Consider the following 16,125-nt stretch of genomic DNA (forward strand, 5'->3'; position numbering starts at 1 on the left):
GCGTGCAGCACGCACCCGCAGCATGTGAAGGGACGCGCGGCTCAGGCTCCGGCACGCGCCACCAGGATCTTGTGGGCCATGCCGGCGCCCAGGGCAAAGCGCGTCTCGCCGCGCCCCACCACCAGGCCACCCCCCTGGCGCTGGCGGACGACGAGCTCACTGCCGACATTCAGGCCGATCTCGGCCACGCGCAAGGCCATGGCCGAACCGCCCAGGATGGCAACCACGCAAACGGCCTCACCCTCGGCTGCCATCGCCAGGGGGAAGGCACTGGAACGGTCTGGGTGGCTCATGCGGCTACGCCCCCTTTTGCGGCGCTTTCATTCCGTACGCTCGGTCCGCGCGGCAGGCCGGCGCCAGCGAGCGCACGCAGCAGGATGGCGATCGTCGTGCCGTTGTGCAGGGCCGAAGCGGCCACCGGCGTCAGCCAGCCGAACGCAGCCGCCGACAGGATCGTGGTGTTGAGGCCAACCGTGAGCTTGAAGTTGCTGTCGATGAGGCGCCGCGTCGCCAGCGCGAGCGCACGGGCATCCGCCACACGGGCGATGTCGTCCTCGAGCAGCGCCACGTCCGACGCCAGCCGCGCCACGTCGGCGCCGTTGTGCATAGAGATGCCGACGTGCGCACCGCTGAGTGCCGGCGCATCGTTGACGCCATCGCCAACGAAGGCGATGCGCGCACCATCGGCTGCCAGCGCCTGCAGGATGCTGGCCTTGTCCTGTGGCATCAGCCCGGCATGGAACGCGTCCAGGCCGAGTGCTTCCGCCATTGCACGTGCGCGTTCGGGGTGGTCGCCGGTGAGCATCAGCACACGCCTGACGCCGAGCCGGCGCAAGCGGCGGATGGTTACCGCGCTGTTGCTGCGCAGGCCGTCACGCAGTGCAATCACGCCGAGCAGTTCGCCGCCGAAGCCGATGTAGAGCAGGGTCTTGCCCTCGACGTGGAGACGGTCGATGACCTCGCGGTGAGCCGCGACCGGAATGCCCTCGTCGTCCTCGACGAAGTGGCGCGAGCCGACCACGATGCGCCGTCCGTCAATGACGCTGGCCACCCCGTGGGCAACGATGAACTCGACTTCCTTGTGGTCGAAGTGGCGTGGCTTCTCCAGCCGCCGCGAGGCCTCGACCACCGCCAGCGCGAGCGGGTGGAAATAGTGTTCCTCGACCGACGCGGCCAGGTTGATCAGGTCCTCGGGCGAATAGCCGGGCTTGAAGGCCACCGAGTCGGTCACCTCGAGCCTGCCGGTGCTCAGGGTGCCGGTCTTGTCGAACACGAAGGTGTCGGCCTCGGCCAGTCGCTCGAGCGCCTTGGCGCCCTTGACCAGCATCCCAGACTTGCCGGCGGCATACATCGCCGCCTTGAAGGCCACCGGTGTGGACAGCTTGAGCGCGCAGGAATAGTCAGCCTGCAGCACGGCCGCCACACGCTGCCAGTCACGCGACACCAGCCAGGTGGCACCCGCCAGCCCCAGCACCATGGGCACCAGGCGGTCGGCCATGCGCGCGGCCTCGAGCTGGGTCTTGCTCTTGACCGCGAGCGACTGCTCGACGAAGTCGGCGATGCGCGCGACGGCAGCCTGGGCGCCAACCTTCTCGGCATAGATGCGCAAGCGCCCTTCCTCGACCAGCGTGCCCGACAGCACCGCATCGCCACGGCGACGCGCCACCGGCACGCTCTCGCCGGTCATCGTGGCCTCGTTGACCAAGGCCTCGCCGCCGAGCACCGTGCCATCGACCGGAATCACGGCGCCGGTCGCGACGATCACGGTATCGCCGACGCGCACCTCGTCCGCGTCGACCTGGACTTCCTCTCCGTTGTGCTCCACCCAAACCTCATCGACCGCGGGCTTGAGCAGGTGCTTGAGCAGTTCGTCCGAGCGGCGCTCGATCGAGGCCTCGAGGTACTCGCCGAGCGCGAGCAGGAAGGACGTGGTGTTCGCGGCGAGGAAATCGCGCCGGCCAATGGAGATCGCCACCGCCATCGCCTCGAGCACGTGCGACGTCACCCCCTTTTCGAGGAAATCGTCCATCGCCTCGCCCAGCAGCGGGATCGCTGTGCCGAGGGCCACCGGAGCCTGCAGCCCGGGCTGCAGCGAGCGCGTCGCAAGCAAGGTCGCCGCGCTCAGCGCCAGCGGTGCCGCGCTCGGCTCGCCATTGGCGGCGCCCGCCCTGCGCGCACGGACGGCATCCATGCGCAGGATCTCGATCGCGACGCGTTCGGCCGTAGTGGTCCTGTGGTCGTACTCCACGACCAGTGCGCGCGCAGCGGCATTGACGCGCACCTTGCGCACCCCGTCGACGACCAGGACCGCGCGCTCAAGGGCCTGCACGTCGGCCGATGCACCCGGGCGCAAGGCATAGCGCCAGCGCACCCGCCCCCGGGTCGCATGCACGGGCTCGAGCGCAGACACCCAGGCACTGGCCATCATGCGTCCCCGTGGCGCTCCGCCTCGACCTCGGCGCGGATGTCGGACATCTGCTCCTTCATCTCCTCGAAGCCGCCGGCGACACCGGCGTAGAGCTTGATTGCCGACTTCACGATCTTGCCGCGCAGTTCCTCGTCGCTCAGCACCCAGGCCGCGGCCGCGCCGATGAGCGCCCCGAGCAGGAACTGCTCGGTGTTGCGCGTGCGCAGGAAGGCCGGCATGCCCTGCAGCAGGCCCTTGTCCAGGCCAGCCGCGTGCAGGCCCGCCTGCAGACCGTCATACAGGCCCTGGCCGCCCTGGCCATCGCCCACGCCCTGCCCAAACCCGCCACTCGCTCCGTACATGCCCGTCATCGCCGGATCAGCCGCCATGCCGCTGTGGCCGTACTGCGGGTATTGGCCGTAATGCCCCTGGTACATCGGGCCGGCAGCCCCCGGGTGGCCACCCGCCATCTCGCCATAGGCGCGGCGGTGGGCCTTCTTATGCTTCTTGGACATCCTTCTTCTCCTGTTCGGTCTGCACCCGTGCGCGCAGCATTCGTTCGATGATCAGTACGCCGGCAGCACCCGCAGCCGCGGCGAGCAGCGCCGCCGCGTAGTCCTGCCGGCGTACGGCGTGCGCGGCGGCGCTGCCGGCGGTCAGCGCCGTACCGCCCTGCAGCCCATGGCGGAGCACGCGCTTGAGTTCGGTTCTGGAAAGGGGCGAGGCCTGATCCTGGAAAGCCGATACGCAGGCCCCTGCAACGAAGCCCTGCACGAAGGTGCCCCCCCCTATCCTGGGCGTCGGCGCCGGCATGAGGCGTGGCAGCGGCCTCATGACCCGGCCTCTCCATCATCGGCCGGCTCCCCGCCAGGCGCGGCTTTGGCCTTGGAGCTGGTCTTCGGAGCACGCCCTGCCGCGGGCCTGGCGGCACGCGCTGCACGCTTGCGCGGTGGCGCTTCGGGGGCGGCGGCGGGCGCAACGACATCGGCAACTGCTTCGGCAGTTGCGGACGCCTCTGCATCCTCGGCCGTCAAACGCTGGCGCACGCGTGCGGAAGCGCTCTCGATCGCCTCAAGGCTGGACACCGTCGCGCCGCGCAGCTTGTCCTGGGCTTTCTCCAGGCCAGCCTTGGTCTTGTCGGTCTTGATCAGACGGAGCGCGACTGCGCCGGTCAGCACCCCAGCTACAAAGGGAAACAGCGGGAACATGTCAGTTCTCCTTGCGTTGACGGCCGATCCTGTCCTTCAACAGGTAGACTCCGGCGCCCCCCGCGACCATGCCGGCCAGCATGGCGGGGTGTGCACGACGCAGAAGCGGACTGAAGACACCGATGGGGCCGGCATACGGGCCCAACTGCGAGAAGGCGCGCTCGAGAAAGTCGGACAGCGGTCCGTGGCTCACATAAGCCTGTTGTGGCGGGATGCCGTGAGCAGCGTGGTAATTCTCCTGGGCCGAGGCAGCTGCCACTGCCTGGCGGAACGCGGGCAGGTGGTTATGCAGGGCCGCTGCCTGCAGGTTCTGGAACACCCGGCGCACCTCGGGCTCTGCCACCTGGGTGAGCAGGTAGGCATACAGCTGCACATTGGCGATCTCGCCGACGACGGCGCGCTGGCAATTCGCCAACCAGGTCGGCTCGACCGTCGTCTCCTGCGCGAACGGATCGAGCGGACGCGGAATGCCGAAGCGCTCGCAGAGCCCCAGCAGGGCGGCGACATGTTGTCCTTCCGAGCGCAGGATGTTTGCAAACGGCGGCCGCTCACCGAAGGCTTCGATCACACGGGCGTAGAAGCTGCGGGCCGCATACTCGTCATAGAGCGCGATCCTGACAGCCTGGTGCACCACCGGGTACGGCGCGCGCGGATCGATCCGCTGCGTACGCAGCATCAGTTCGTCATGGTTTTGCATTGCCGATCTCCACGTAGGTATCGCGCAGAATGCGTTCGAGGATTGCTGCGGCATCCGACACCCTGCCGTCCAGCAGGTCGCTCCACGCCCGTTCGGGGATGAGCGCGGGGTCGTACTGCACGGTGCACGAGCGCGCGAGCAGATTGACCTGGACCGAGCGCACGCCCGGGATGTGGTCGAGCAGGGACTGGAACACCTGCGCACGTTCGCGCGGAAAGTCGATCGACACCGCCGCCGCCTCGACCTTGAGGCGGATTCGTCCGCGGATATGATGGGCGATGCGCACCTCCCGCAGGAAAGCGCGCAGTTCTTCGAAATCAGGCATCTTGCAGATCCACCCATCCACGCCGGGAGGCTGCGCAAGGGTACGGATCGAGCACCGCACGCAACGCCAGCCACCCCGAGCGAAAAACGCTCCAGGGGGTTCCTGGCTGGCAACTTCGGCTGGCTACGCGAACCCGACTCGATGCAGAAACCGGGCGGGAGCGAATCCACCGCTCAACCACCCCTTCACATCGATGAAAAAACTCTACGCCATCCCGCCGCTGCGGATATGACAAAAGTCAAACAGGGCTGCAATTGCAGCCCCGGTGCCGGCAGAATCAGAACTCCCAGGCGACGCCCGCATTGGCGATCGTGCGGCCGTTGCCTCGCCCAACTGCGGCAGACACTTTCACACCTTCGGCAATCGTGTAACGCAGCCCGACCTGGCGATCAGGGCCGGAATGCTCCTCGCCGAAGGTCTCGACGACGAAATCGACCTGCTCGCTCAGCGGAACGTCCAGGCCCAGACCCCAGAAGTTCAGGTCTTCGTCGCCCTTCGTCCAACCTCGGCCAAGGTTGAGGTGAACCCTCGGCCCCTGCTCGAACGCCCAGGTCGCAAGGCCTGCCAGCGAATGGGCTCGTGCCGTGCCCTCGCCGCTCACGCGCTCGCGGCCATACTCGTACTTCAGGCCCGCCGACAGGCCAGCCTCGGCCTGCAGGGGTATCCACTTCAGCGCAGCGCCGACGGCGCGGATCCTGGCGTCGGGATCGGCGTCGCGATCCTTGGCCCGGCCGAGCCCGACCTCCACCTCGACGTTGTCGATCGGCCCGAAGCCAGCGGCGCCCTCGAAGCCGCGCACCCCGCCATCGCGACTCCAGCCGAACTCCAGCTTGGCGGCGCCGTGCACCAGGCTCATCGTCATCGTCGATATGACGCGTATCAGGGCGGACTCGCCTCTTCGAGCACTTCCTCGCAGCCCGTTCCCGAATCGGGCCGCGGCGCCACGAATACTGCGCCCAGATAGCGCGCGGCGAGGCCATAGGCCACCACCCAGGCGGCAACGCTCACCGCCTGAAGACCCGCGATCGGCAGGCCGGGCAGCCCCGAGGCCGCGCGCGCCAGCGCCGCCACCACCAGCCCGACTGCGGCCAGCAGTACCCAGGACCTCATGTCCAGTTCGTGGCCCGCATGTGTGCGCCCGGCGATGCACAGCACGCCGAAGATCGATACCCCCATCGCGCCGATTGTCAGCAAGTGCAGGCCTGCACTGGGCGCCACCGGCACACCGAGCAGGGCCAGGCCGCTCAAGGCATAGCCTGCCGCCATCAGCCAATACACCACGTAGAGCATGAGGGCCCAGCGCGACAGCAGCGCGCGGCCGACATGCCAGTCGTTGAGCAGGTTGAGCACGGCGGCAGCCGCAGCCAGCGCCACCCAGCCGGCAATGACCGATCCGGGCAGCACGAACTCGACCGCGGTGTACAGCGCCACGCCGAAGATGGCGAGATTGCGTCGCGGCGGACGCGCGCGGTAATCAGGCAGGTCGTCGTCCTCGCCATGGCGGCGGGCCGCAGCACCATCGCGTCGCAGACGCTCGGCATCGAGCGCATCGTTGACGATGCGCATGGAGATGCGGCTCAAGGCGACCACGATCAGCACCATCATCACGCCGACACCTACCTTTACCCAGCGCATCGGATACAGCCCGCCCAGGGCGTCGGCATGGAAGCCGGCCAGCGCCAGCCACATCGCGCCCAGCCCCCACAGGAAAGCGAGGTGGCGACGCTCGGGGTCGCGCCACAGGCGCGGTGCGACGAGCGCGATCAGCGCGCCGAGAAAGCCCAGGTTGAGCACCGCCGCCAGGGCCTCCCCAACAACGCCCAATGTCCCGGACAGCCAGAAGGCGAGACGGGCAGCCGCCCACAGCAGGACCATACCGAGTGCGACACGGCGCCCCAGGGCGGGTGTACCGGTGAACTCGGGCACCGCCGTCAGCAGGAAGCCCGCCACCGCAGCCAGTCCGAAACCGAACATCAGCTCATACGCATGCCAGACGGTCGGGCCGCCGGACACGGCCGGCACGCCCAGCCCCCAGGCAAGAAAGCCCAACCAGATCGACAGCAGAATCACGGCGTACCCGGCCGTGGCGAGGAAGAAGGGGCGAAAGCCGCACATGAACAGCGGCCGCGCCGCCAGCCGGTCGAACAAGGTGTCGCGAGTCGTTAAGCGCATGACGTGTATGCCTCAGCCGCCGCAGCGCGCGCCGCCACGGGCGCCCAGCACCGGCTCGGCGGGCACGACCAGGCGCAAGCCTGCACCCGGGCGCACTGCCGGCACCTCAGCCAACGCAGGCACGGCGGGCGGCAAGCCGAAGCTGTCGCGCACCGCCTCCGCCTGCAGCAATTCCGCGGTATGGTGATAGACCCAGGCGTCGTCCCTGCTCGCCGCGGGCTGACCGAGCTCGAACCGGCACACGATGCGCCCGGGCGTGGGCGCCATCACCAGGATGGCGTCGGACAGGCGGACAGCCTCCATGAGGTCGTGGGTGATCATCAGCACGCCCATGCCTTGCTCGGCCTGCTGCGCCAGCAGCAGGCGGTAGAGCTCTTCCTTGAGACCGACATCGAGCGCCGAGAAGGGCTCATCGAGCAGCAGCAGTTCGGGCGCCAGCACCAGCGCGCGCGCAAGCGCAACACGGCTCTGCATGCCGCCCGACAACTGGTGGGGAAACTTGTCGAGGTCGCGATGCGCGAGACCCAGGCGCAGGGCAAGCTCGCGAGCGCGAAAGTGGCGCTCGTCGCGCCCCACGCCGGCGGCCTTGAGACCGAGGGCGATGTTGTCGAGCGCCGTCTTCCATGGCAGCAGGCGTGGCTGCTGGAACATGAAGGCGGTGCTCGAAAAGCTGTTCGACACCTCACCCGCCTGCACCGTCAACAGACCGGCAGCAAGGTGCAGCAGCGTGGTCTTGCCACAACCCGAGGGGCCGACCAGGGCGACCACCTCTCCCGCACGCAGGCGGAAATCGATGCCGGCCAGTACCTCGTCGCGCCCGAAGGCGTGATCGAGCGCGCGGATGCGCAGTTCATGCTGCGTGCCGGCCGCTGCCGGCAGTGTGCCGATGCTCATGTGCCCTGCTCCCGCCAACGCTCAACCTCGCGCTTGATCGGTTCGAGCACCAGGTACTCCACCGCCAGCAGCAAGCCGACCACCGCCGCGATCCAGGCCATGGTCGACGCCGTGTCCAGGTGCGAGCGCGACACCGCGAGCGCCGCACCGACGCCATCCTGGGTGGCGAGCAGCTCGGCCATCACCACCACCTTCCAGGCCGTGCCGAGCGCGGCGATCCAGGCCGGGAACAGGTAAGAGACGACATGCGGCAGATAGACGTCGACGAACATCATTCGCCGCGGCAGGCGGAAGGCCTCGGCCATGCCGCGCAGGTGGTTGTCGAGCGTGCGCGTGCCCTGCAGCGCCCCGATGAAGATCACCGGGAAGGCAGCGACGAAAACGGTGAACACCGGTGTGCCGTCGCTCGCGCCGAACCACAGCATGGCGAGCACCAGCCAGGCGATCGGCGGCGTGCCCATGAGCACGGTGACGAGCGGGCGCGACATCATGGATGCGGTCATCGACAGCCCGGCGACCAGCCCCAGCACACTGCCGGCAAGCACCGCCAGAACATAGCCTGACAGCGCGCGGCGAGCAGTGGCGGCGAGCTCGGGCCAGGCAGCGCCGCTGTCGATGAGCGCCCACAGCGTGGCGAAGGCCGAACGCGGGTCGGGCATGACCAAGGGCCCGTAAACGAGGCTCACCGCCTCCCAGGCGGCGAGCAGCAGGAACAGGCTGGCGATCGCGCCCCAGCCGCTCCACAGGTAGGCGGGCAACCCGGCGAGCCAGGCGCGCAGCAGCGTCATTGCATCCCCGCTCCGGCGTAGAAGCCATCATCGGGGAGCTTGCCACCGACCAACGCGGGGTTCTTTGCAAGCAGGTGTCCGTACATGAACTCGAGTTCGGCGCGCGCTGCCGCCGCCGGCACGGCGTCGAGCTGGCTCACCGCGATCGAATCGGCCACCGCCTCGGCGCTGAGCATGTCGATGCGTGCCGCCACCGCCTTGCCACAGGCTTCGGCGTTGGCCTTGCACCAGGCCAGCGAGCGCACGTACTCGGCCTCGATGCGCGCGACCAGCTCGGGGCGCGCGCGCAGGGCGCCCATCACCGCAATGCCGGCCTGCGGGATGCGTGCCTCGCGAGCGAACACCCGCCCCCACTCCTGCTGCAGGTCGACGCTGCGGTGGAGCTCGGGGGCAAGCACGCTGAGCGGGAATGAGCCCGTCTTGCGCAAGGCCATCGAGGCGGCCGGCTCGGCAAGCAAGGCGTGGTCGACGCGACGCATGACCAGCAGCTGCATCGCATCGACCGGGCTGGCAACGTAGCGCAGGTTCAGATCCTTCCTGACGTCGATGCCCTGCTGCTCGGCCAGCAGCTGCAGCACGATGTCGGGCATGTCGCCGCGAAACGGCATCGCCAGCTCCTTGCCGCGCAGGTCGGCAAGCGATTTGAGCGTCGGATCGCGCGACACCAGCCACAGCACGCCCCAGGTCGACACGTTGATGAGTTGCAGCTTGGCGCCGCGGTTGTACAGGTTGGCGGCGACGTTGGTCGGCATGGCGAGCACGTCGGCACGGCCGTCGAGCGCCATCACGCGCAGCTGGTCCGGGTCGCGCCAGGGCACGAACTCGACCACCTCGGCGACGTCGGCGAGCGCACCGGAGTCGGCCATGTGGATCAATGCATTCGACACCGAGGCCGAAGGCCCGGACAGGGTCAGCCTCGGCAGCTTCTGCGCATGTACGACGCCAGTGACGAGCAGGAAGGCGCATACCACGCACACGTGCAGCACGGCGCGTGTCCACGCCGGCAGCATCAGTGCGCGCCGCTCGCTCCGGGCGGCCACCGCCCCCTTCTCCGCGCCCGACGCGCCCGATGCACCCCCGAAGCGCTGCGTCGAGCGGTCCGCAAACACGACGCCGCGCGAGCGCCGGCGTCGTCCTGAGTAGCGGTGGCCGTTTTCCATATCAGAAGCTCCCGTTCAGGCTGAGTGCGACACCGCGCCCGGGCGCGGCAAGCTCGTTGCCGGAGACGCCGTCGGTCTGATGCTCGTGGTAGCGCTTGTCGGCGAGATTGGTGAGCTGTACGGCCAGGCCGGCGGACTCGAAGGCGCCGACCTTGCCGAAGTGCCAGCCGAACCCGGCATCCGCGGTGACGAAGCCGGCGGTACGGTTCTCGGTGCCATTGGAGAAGCGCGTGGCGATGCGGTCCTGCTCGGCCACCGCGCGCAGCTGGGCGCGCCACCAGAAGCCGCGCTCGGCCGGCTGGCCAATGCCGAGCGTCAGCTCGGGCGCCGGCATCTGGAACAGCGGCTCGTTGTCCTGGTGGTTCTTGCCGCGCAGCCAGGTAAAGCCGGCGTCGGCAACGAAGGCGCCGAGCGGCATGCTGGCGCTGCCCTCGATGCCGTAGATGCTGACCTTGTCGAGGTTCTCGGTGCGCTTGAGCGGCAGGCCGGTACCCGGATGGCTGGCGCCGGTGATGCGCCCTGCGATGTAGTCGTCGATACGGGTGTAGAAGGCCGCCACGTTGTAGCTCAACCCGGCCGCGGTGGACTTCAGGCCGATCTCGAAGCTGGTCGACACTTCGGGGTCGAGCTGGGGGTTGCCGACATGGAAGTAGCCATCCCCGCGCGCCGAGTCCTCGAAGCGCTCGCGCATGTCGGCAGCGCGGTAGGCGCGACCGATGTTGGCGTACGCGTTCAGCGCCTCGGCCAAGGGGTGCACCACCCCCAGGGACCACGACAGGTTGTTGTCCGACTTCTTCAGCCCGGTCGTACGAGCATCCGCACCCCAGCCTTTCTGAGCCGCATTGCCCGTGACGCGGTCGTAGCGCGCGCCCGCCACCAATCGCGTGACACCCAGCTCGAACTCGTCCTGCACGAACACCCCTGCGGACTTCACCCTCCCCCTGCTGAAAGGGTCGTTGCGCACGGTAGCCTCAAAGCCGGTCGCCGGATTGCCCATATAGCGCTCCGGGCTGCCCTTCATCTCCCATGTATCGACACCCACCGTCAGCAGATGTGCCCCCGCTAACGGGAAGACATACTTCGCCTTCGCTCCATTGGTGGAGAACGTAACGTCGTTGCGCACGTAATTCTTGCCGAACCGCTCGGTATACGCGCGAATCTGGCGAAAGACCTCCTGACGGTACACCTCGGCCGAGAGGGTCCCATCACCTAACGTCATGTCGGTGCCGAGTTCGTAAAGCTCGCGGCGCTGCTCGGGAGAATGGATTGTGACCTCTCCCAAAGGCGTCTCTGCGTAACTGCCATCGGGCAAGCGTCTGCGAAAGCTCTGCTCCCGTGCCGAGCCGGGGTACCAGACATCCTCGTCGTTATGGCGCTGCAGGTTCAGGCGCAGGCTGACACCGTCGGCGACGCGGTGGCGGTACTTCGCCAGCAGCGTGTCGGACTGGTAGCCGGTGCGCGCCTCACGCCCATCGGGACTGCGATAGTCATCGACGTCACGGCCGGCGACGCCGAGCACGAGCGCATTGTCGGCACTGGCATGCTGCAGCAGCAGCGCGCCGGCAATGCCCTTGTCGACGCTGCTGAAGCGGACACCCGCTCGGCCGCCGGTGCGCGCCTGGTCGCTGAACTCGGCCTCGGGCGTGATCAGGTTGACCACACCGCCCATCGCGCCACTGCCGTACAACACCGAACCCGGCCCCTTGACCACCTCGACACGCTCGAGCAGGCCGAGATCCATGAACGATGCGATCGCCCCCTGCGGCTGGGCGGAATTGACCCGCAGGCCATCGACCATGACCACCACGCTTTCCTTCTTGAGCCCACGCAGCACCGGGTTCTGCCCCCAGGCACCGTCGGACTGCGCCGCCAGGCCCGGCTTGCCGCGCAACAGCTCGCCGGCTACTGCGCCGCTCGCCGCAGGAGCGTGGAGGATCTCGACCGCCTGTGGCGTCTCCAGCACGTCGGCGGCATAGCCTTTGGCGGTGACGACCTGGGTGCCGAGCACGGTGTCGGCTGCGACCGCAGGCAAGGAAGCGAAGGAAAGGCCCAGCATCGCCGAGGCCAGCGCGCGCAGACGCAAATGCATGACAGCTCCAAGGGTTCTCGAGCTGGCTGGCGGCGGCTGGCTTGCTCTTCAGGATATAAGGATCGGACGAAATGATAATACAAAAATGCGAATTATTCGCATTTGATCCCGATCAAAAAAACCCTCCTCCTGTGTCGCCCTTGCGTACCTGTCAGCGCCAGGTCACGGTAGCGGCAAGCAGATAGCCTGCGCCATACACGGTCTTGATGAACTTGCCGCTATGCCCGCCCTGCTCGAAACGCTTGCGCAAGCGCGACACGCGCAGATCGATGCTGCGATCGAGGGCGGACACGTCGCGCCCGGCGAGCAACTGCTCGCGCGACAGGATCTGGTTGGGACGCTCGAGGAAGGCGATGAGCAACTGCGACTCGGCCAGACTCAGGGTCTCCTCGACCCCCTCTGGCGACACCAGGCGATGCGTGCCGCGCTCGAAGGTCCAGCCTGCAAAGCAGGCAACGCCCGGGGGCTGGGCGCAGGCCGCCGGCTCGGGCTGGTAGCGGCGCAGGATGCTGCGCACGCGCGCGATGAGTTCGCGCGGCTCGAAGGGCTTGACCACATAGTCGTCGGCGCCGAGCTCGAGGCCCATCACACGGTCATGGGTATCGTCACGGCCGGTGGCAATGAGCAGACCGAAGCGATGACGGCCACGCACCTGCTGCAGCACCTCCATGCCGTCCATGTCGGGCAGGCCGAGGTCGAGGATGGCGAGATCGGGCGACTGCATGCGCAACTGGCGCAGGAATTCACCCCCGGTCGGGAACACCGCATGGCGGTAGCCGAAGCGCTCGAGCGTACCGGTGATCAGCCGCGCCACCGCGGCATCGTCCTCGACGACGTGAATCAACGCCTGCCCTGGCTGTGCCCTGTCGCTCAACTCGGCTCCCTCAAGCTTGAAGCATGCTTTGCCCGCGGCGCGATTGGCGGCGCGGACGCTCAGGCGATCGCGGCATGCAGCGCGGCGGCAAGCTGCTCTGCGCTGAAGGGCTTGTCGAGCACCTGCACGTCCGCTTCCTCGCGGCCGTCCTCCGCCTTGTCGGCGTAGCCGCTCATCAGCACCAGCGGCAACTCGGGCCGGAAACGGCGCACGAAGCGTGCAAGCGCACGCCCGTCCATGCCCCCCGGCATCACGATGTCGGACAACACCAGGCCGATCGCGGGGATATTCTCGACCATGTCGGCGGCCTCGTGGCCACTTTCGGCCTCGAGCACGGCGCAGCCAAGCGCCGAAAGCTGCTTGCGCACGACGTCGCGCACCTTGTCGTCGTCCTCTACGAGCAGGACCAGGCGCCCCTCGAGCGCCGCTGCCGGCGCCACGCTCACGGGTGGCGGCACGACCGCTTGCACCTGCTGCGGCGCCTGCGGCAGCAGGAGCGACAAGGTGGTGCCGACTGCCTGCCGGCTACGGATCCGCACCCCCCCGCCCGACTGCTTGATGAACCCATACACCATCGGCAACCCGAGACCACTGCCGCGGCCAAAGCTCTTGGTGGTGAAGAAGGGCTCGAACACGCGCGCCAGCGTCGCGCTATCCATGCCCGTACCGTTGTCGCTGACCGCAATCTGGACATAGCAGCCGGGCGGCAGTTCAAGGTCGGCCGCCGCCCGCCCCTCGATGCACTCGAGCGAACACTCGATGCGCAGCTCACCTCCATTGGGCATGGCGTCGCGGGCATTGAGGGCGAGATTGAGCAGTGCGCTCTCGAGCTGGTTGGGGTCGACCAGCGCGCGCAGATCGACGTCGCGGGAGGCCGTTGAGATGGCGATCGTGCTCGGCAACGAGCGCCGGATCATGCGTGCCATGTCGAGCACGAGGCCATTGACCTCGACCACCACCGGCGCGATCGGTTGCCGGCGCGAGAAGGCGAGCAGCCTGCGCACCAGTCCGGCGCCGCCCTCGGCGGCCGCCATCGCCGGCTGCACATATTCGTCCACCGCGGGATGTTCGCCCAGCACCTCGATCAGGCCTTGCAGGTTGCCCATCACCACGGTGAGCATGTTGTTGAAGTCGTGGGCGAGACCGCCGGTGAGCTGGCCGATCGCTTCCATCTTCTGCGCCTGGGCGAGCGCGTCCTGCGTGCGGCGCTGTTCGGTGATGTCAACCGCATGCACATAGCAGCCGATCACCTCGCCATCCGGCCCGAAATCGGGCACCAGGGTGCTGCGCGTAAAGCGCGTCTCGCCGTCCGGGCCGGGCATGCTGTACTCGTAGCTCACCTGCTCGCCGGCAAGCGCGCGGCGCACCTTGTCCTCGACCTGGGCAAACACGTGGGGGCCGATCACCTCAGGGATGGGGCGGTCCTTCATTGCCTCGCTGGTGGTACCGAACCACTGCGCGTAACGCTTGTTGCCGTAGCGGAACACCCAGTCGTGATCGAAGTAACCCACATGGGCCGGAATCGTATCGGTGATCTGGCGCAGGCGCAGTTCGCTGTGACTGAGCCGCTCCTCGCTCGACATCTGCTGCTCCCGACTCATCCCCGTGGCGCTCCAACTCAGTCCGCAATCACCCGCACAAAACCGGCCCATTCTATGCCTGTGCCGGCCATGCGGACGCCCAGGACACGATTCAGTACATTCCCACGCAATTACGGACAAGATGTTTTGTCATTCTCCATACCCGACGGTATGGAGACCCAGGCCGTCCCTGGGCTCGCCATCCCGATCGCCAACCTGTTGCACACATCTGGGAGTGGAGAAGGATGTCGAAGACTGCATACGAACAAGGACTGGACAAGAATCCGGCGAACTACGTGCCCCTGTCGCCGCTCAGCTTCATCGAGCGCACCGCCATGGTGTACCCCGCGCGCACCAGCGTCGTGCACGGCGCGCGCAGCTATACCTGGGCGCAGACCTACGAGCGCTGCCGCCGCCTGGCGAGCGCGCTGGTCGCCCACGGCGTGGGCAAGGGCGACACGGTGGCGGTGATGCTGCCCAACGTGCCGCCAATGTTCGAGGCCCACTTCGGCGTGCCGATGACGGGCGCCGTGCTCAACACGCTCAACACCCGGCTCGACGCCGAGGCCATCGCCTTCATGCTCAAGCATGGCGAGGCCAAGGTGCTGATCACCGACCCCGAGTTCGCGGGCGTGATCCGTGCCGCACTCGAGTTGCTCGACGGCGACAAGCCGCTCGTCATCGACGCGCTCGACTCCGAGTACCCGGGCACCGAGCGCGTCGGAACGCTCGAGTACGAAGAGGTCCTCGCCGGCGGCAACCCCAACTACGCCTGGCGCCTGCCGGCCGACGAGTGGGACGCGATCGCGCTCAACTACACCTCGGGCACCACCGGCAACCCCAAGGGGGTGGTCTACCACCACCGTGGCGCATATCTGAACGCCGCCTCCAACATCATCAGCTGGGGCATGCCGCAGCACTCGGTCTACCTGTGGACGCTGCCGATGTTCCACTGCAACGGCTGGTGCTTCCCGTGGACCCTGGCAGCCAACGCCGGCGTCAACGTCTGCCTGCGCAAGGTCGATCCGGCGCTCATCTTCGAGCTGATCCGCAGCCAGAAGGTCACCCACATGTGCGGCGCGCCGATCGTGTACGGCATGCTGATCAACGCCCCCGACGCACTGCGCGCCGGCATCGAGCACAGCGTTGCCGGCCTCATCGCAGGTGCCGCGCCCCCGGCCGCGATCATCGAAGGCGCCGAGCGCATCGGCTTCGACATCACCCACGTCTATGGCCTGACCGAAACCTACGGTCCGGCATCGGTGTGCGCCAAGCACCCCGAGTGGAACGAACTGCCGATCGACCGCCGCGCCGAGCGCAACGGTCGCCAGGGCGTGCGCTACCACATGCAGGAAGCAATCACCGTGCTCGACCCGACCACGATGGAGCCGGTGCCCGCCGACGGCGAGACCATGGGCGAGATCATGTTCCGCGGCAATCTGGTGATGAAGGGCTATCTCAAGAACGAGAAGGCCACGAATGAAGCCTTCGCGGGCGGCTGGTTCCACACCGGCGACCTCGCGGTCATGCACCCGGACGGCTACGTCAAGATCAAGGACCGCTCCAAGGACGTGATCATCTCCGGCGGCGAGAACATCTCCTCGCTTGAGGTCGAAGAGGTGCTGTACCGCCACCCCGCAGTGTTGACTGCCGCCGTGGTCGCCAGGCCCGACGAGAAGTGGGGCGAGGTGCCCGCCGCCTACATCGAGGTCAAGGACGGCGCCGGCGTGACCGCGGACGACATCATCGCCCACTGCCGCGAACACCTCGCTCGCTACAAGGTGCCCAAGCACATCGAGTTCTGCGTCCTGCCCAAGACCTCGACCGGCAAGATCCAGAAGTTCGCGCTGCGCGAAATGGCCAAGTCCGCCTCGGCCATCGAGTAAGCACCCCGCAAGGCCCCCCGAGACCCGGGCGGCGGCCATCGTGCC

The 16,125-nt window shown here is 67.9% G+C and carries 16 protein-coding genes; 1 reads left to right on the plus strand and 15 read right to left on the minus strand.

Annotated features, from left to right (window positions below):
• Positions 1–41: 41 nt before the first annotated feature.
• The 15 genes from LQF09_RS15960 to LQF09_RS16030 form a co-directional block, all read right to left on the minus strand.
• A complete protein-coding gene (locus LQF09_RS15960) occupies positions 42–293 on the minus strand; it encodes a FeoA family protein (RefSeq protein WP_002929597.1) in 252 nt (83 codons plus the stop codon).
• Positions 290–2,428 (minus strand): heavy metal translocating P-type ATPase, encoded by a 2,139-nt coding sequence (locus LQF09_RS15965; protein WP_270068412.1) that lies wholly within the window; start codon positions 2,426–2,428, stop codon positions 290–292. Before LQF09_RS15965 ends, LQF09_RS15960 begins: the two co-directional genes overlap by 4 nt.
• Positions 2,425–2,922, minus strand: coding sequence for a hypothetical protein (locus LQF09_RS15970; protein ID WP_002941655.1), 498 nt, complete (start codon positions 2,920–2,922; stop codon positions 2,425–2,427). The genes LQF09_RS15965 and LQF09_RS15970 overlap by 4 nt, the downstream gene beginning before the upstream one ends.
• Positions 2,906–3,241 (minus strand): hypothetical protein, encoded by a 336-nt coding sequence (locus LQF09_RS15975; RefSeq protein ID WP_270068413.1) that lies wholly within the window; start codon positions 3,239–3,241, stop codon positions 2,906–2,908. The genes LQF09_RS15970 and LQF09_RS15975 overlap by 17 nt, the downstream gene beginning before the upstream one ends.
• The gene (locus LQF09_RS15980) at positions 3,238–3,615 is read right to left on the minus strand and encodes a hypothetical protein (RefSeq protein ID WP_002941653.1); all 378 of its coding nucleotides are present in this window, start codon (positions 3,613–3,615) and stop codon (positions 3,238–3,240) included. The genes LQF09_RS15975 and LQF09_RS15980 overlap by 4 nt, the downstream gene beginning before the upstream one ends.
• Before the next feature lies 1 nt (position 3,616).
• Positions 3,617–4,312 (minus strand): ferritin-like domain-containing protein, encoded by a 696-nt coding sequence (locus LQF09_RS15985; RefSeq protein WP_002929583.1) that lies wholly within the window; start codon positions 4,310–4,312, stop codon positions 3,617–3,619.
• The gene (locus LQF09_RS15990) at positions 4,299–4,637 is read right to left on the minus strand and encodes an HMA2 domain-containing protein (RefSeq protein WP_002929582.1); all 339 of its coding nucleotides are present in this window, start codon (positions 4,635–4,637) and stop codon (positions 4,299–4,301) included. Before LQF09_RS15990 ends, LQF09_RS15985 begins: the two co-directional genes overlap by 14 nt.
• A gap of 277 nt (positions 4,638–4,914) precedes the next feature.
• The gene (locus LQF09_RS15995; protein ID WP_270068414.1) at positions 4,915–5,499 is read right to left on the minus strand and encodes a hypothetical protein; all 585 of its coding nucleotides are present in this window, start codon (positions 5,497–5,499) and stop codon (positions 4,915–4,917) included.
• A gap of 17 nt (positions 5,500–5,516) precedes the next feature.
• Positions 5,517–6,809 carry an NnrS family protein gene (locus tag LQF09_RS16000; RefSeq protein ID WP_270068415.1) on the minus strand — a complete coding sequence of 431 codons (1,293 nt, stop codon included), beginning with the start codon at positions 6,807–6,809 and terminating at the stop codon, positions 5,517–5,519.
• A gap of 12 nt (positions 6,810–6,821) precedes the next feature.
• Positions 6,822–7,703: an ABC transporter ATP-binding protein gene (locus LQF09_RS16005; protein WP_002941629.1), complete on the minus strand. Its 882-nt coding sequence runs from the start codon at positions 7,701–7,703 to the stop codon at positions 6,822–6,824.
• A complete protein-coding gene (locus LQF09_RS16010) occupies positions 7,700–8,491 on the minus strand; it encodes an ABC transporter permease (protein ID WP_002929571.1) in 792 nt (263 codons plus the stop codon). The genes LQF09_RS16005 and LQF09_RS16010 overlap by 4 nt, the downstream gene beginning before the upstream one ends.
• Positions 8,488–9,651 (minus strand): ABC transporter substrate-binding protein, encoded by a 1,164-nt coding sequence (locus tag LQF09_RS16015; RefSeq protein WP_270068416.1) that lies wholly within the window; start codon positions 9,649–9,651, stop codon positions 8,488–8,490. Before LQF09_RS16015 ends, LQF09_RS16010 begins: the two co-directional genes overlap by 4 nt.
• 1 nt (position 9,652) lies before the next feature.
• The gene (locus LQF09_RS16020) at positions 9,653–11,740 is read right to left on the minus strand and encodes a TonB-dependent receptor plug domain-containing protein (protein WP_270068417.1); all 2,088 of its coding nucleotides are present in this window, start codon (positions 11,738–11,740) and stop codon (positions 9,653–9,655) included.
• 151 nt (positions 11,741–11,891) lie between these two features.
• Positions 11,892–12,584, minus strand: a complete 693-nt coding sequence (locus LQF09_RS16025) for a response regulator transcription factor (RefSeq protein ID WP_002929565.1) — start codon at positions 12,582–12,584, stop codon at positions 11,892–11,894.
• An 89-nt stretch (positions 12,585–12,673) separates the two neighbouring features.
• Positions 12,674–14,215, minus strand: a complete 1,542-nt coding sequence (locus LQF09_RS16030) for a PAS domain-containing sensor histidine kinase (RefSeq protein ID WP_270068418.1) — start codon at positions 14,213–14,215, stop codon at positions 12,674–12,676.
• Positions 14,216–14,439: 224 nt separating this feature from the next.
• Here LQF09_RS16030 and LQF09_RS16035 point away from each other — a divergent pair, with 224 nt between their 5' ends.
• Complete coding sequence (locus tag LQF09_RS16035) at positions 14,440–16,080, plus strand: acyl-CoA synthetase (protein ID WP_002941613.1); 1,641 nt, start codon at positions 14,440–14,442, stop codon at positions 16,078–16,080.
• Positions 16,081–16,125: the final 45 nt, after the last annotated feature.

This window comes from Thauera sp. WB-2 (genome assembly GCF_027594845.1).
In the GTDB taxonomy this organism is placed as follows: domain Bacteria; phylum Pseudomonadota; class Gammaproteobacteria; order Burkholderiales; family Rhodocyclaceae; genus Thauera; species Thauera mechernichensis.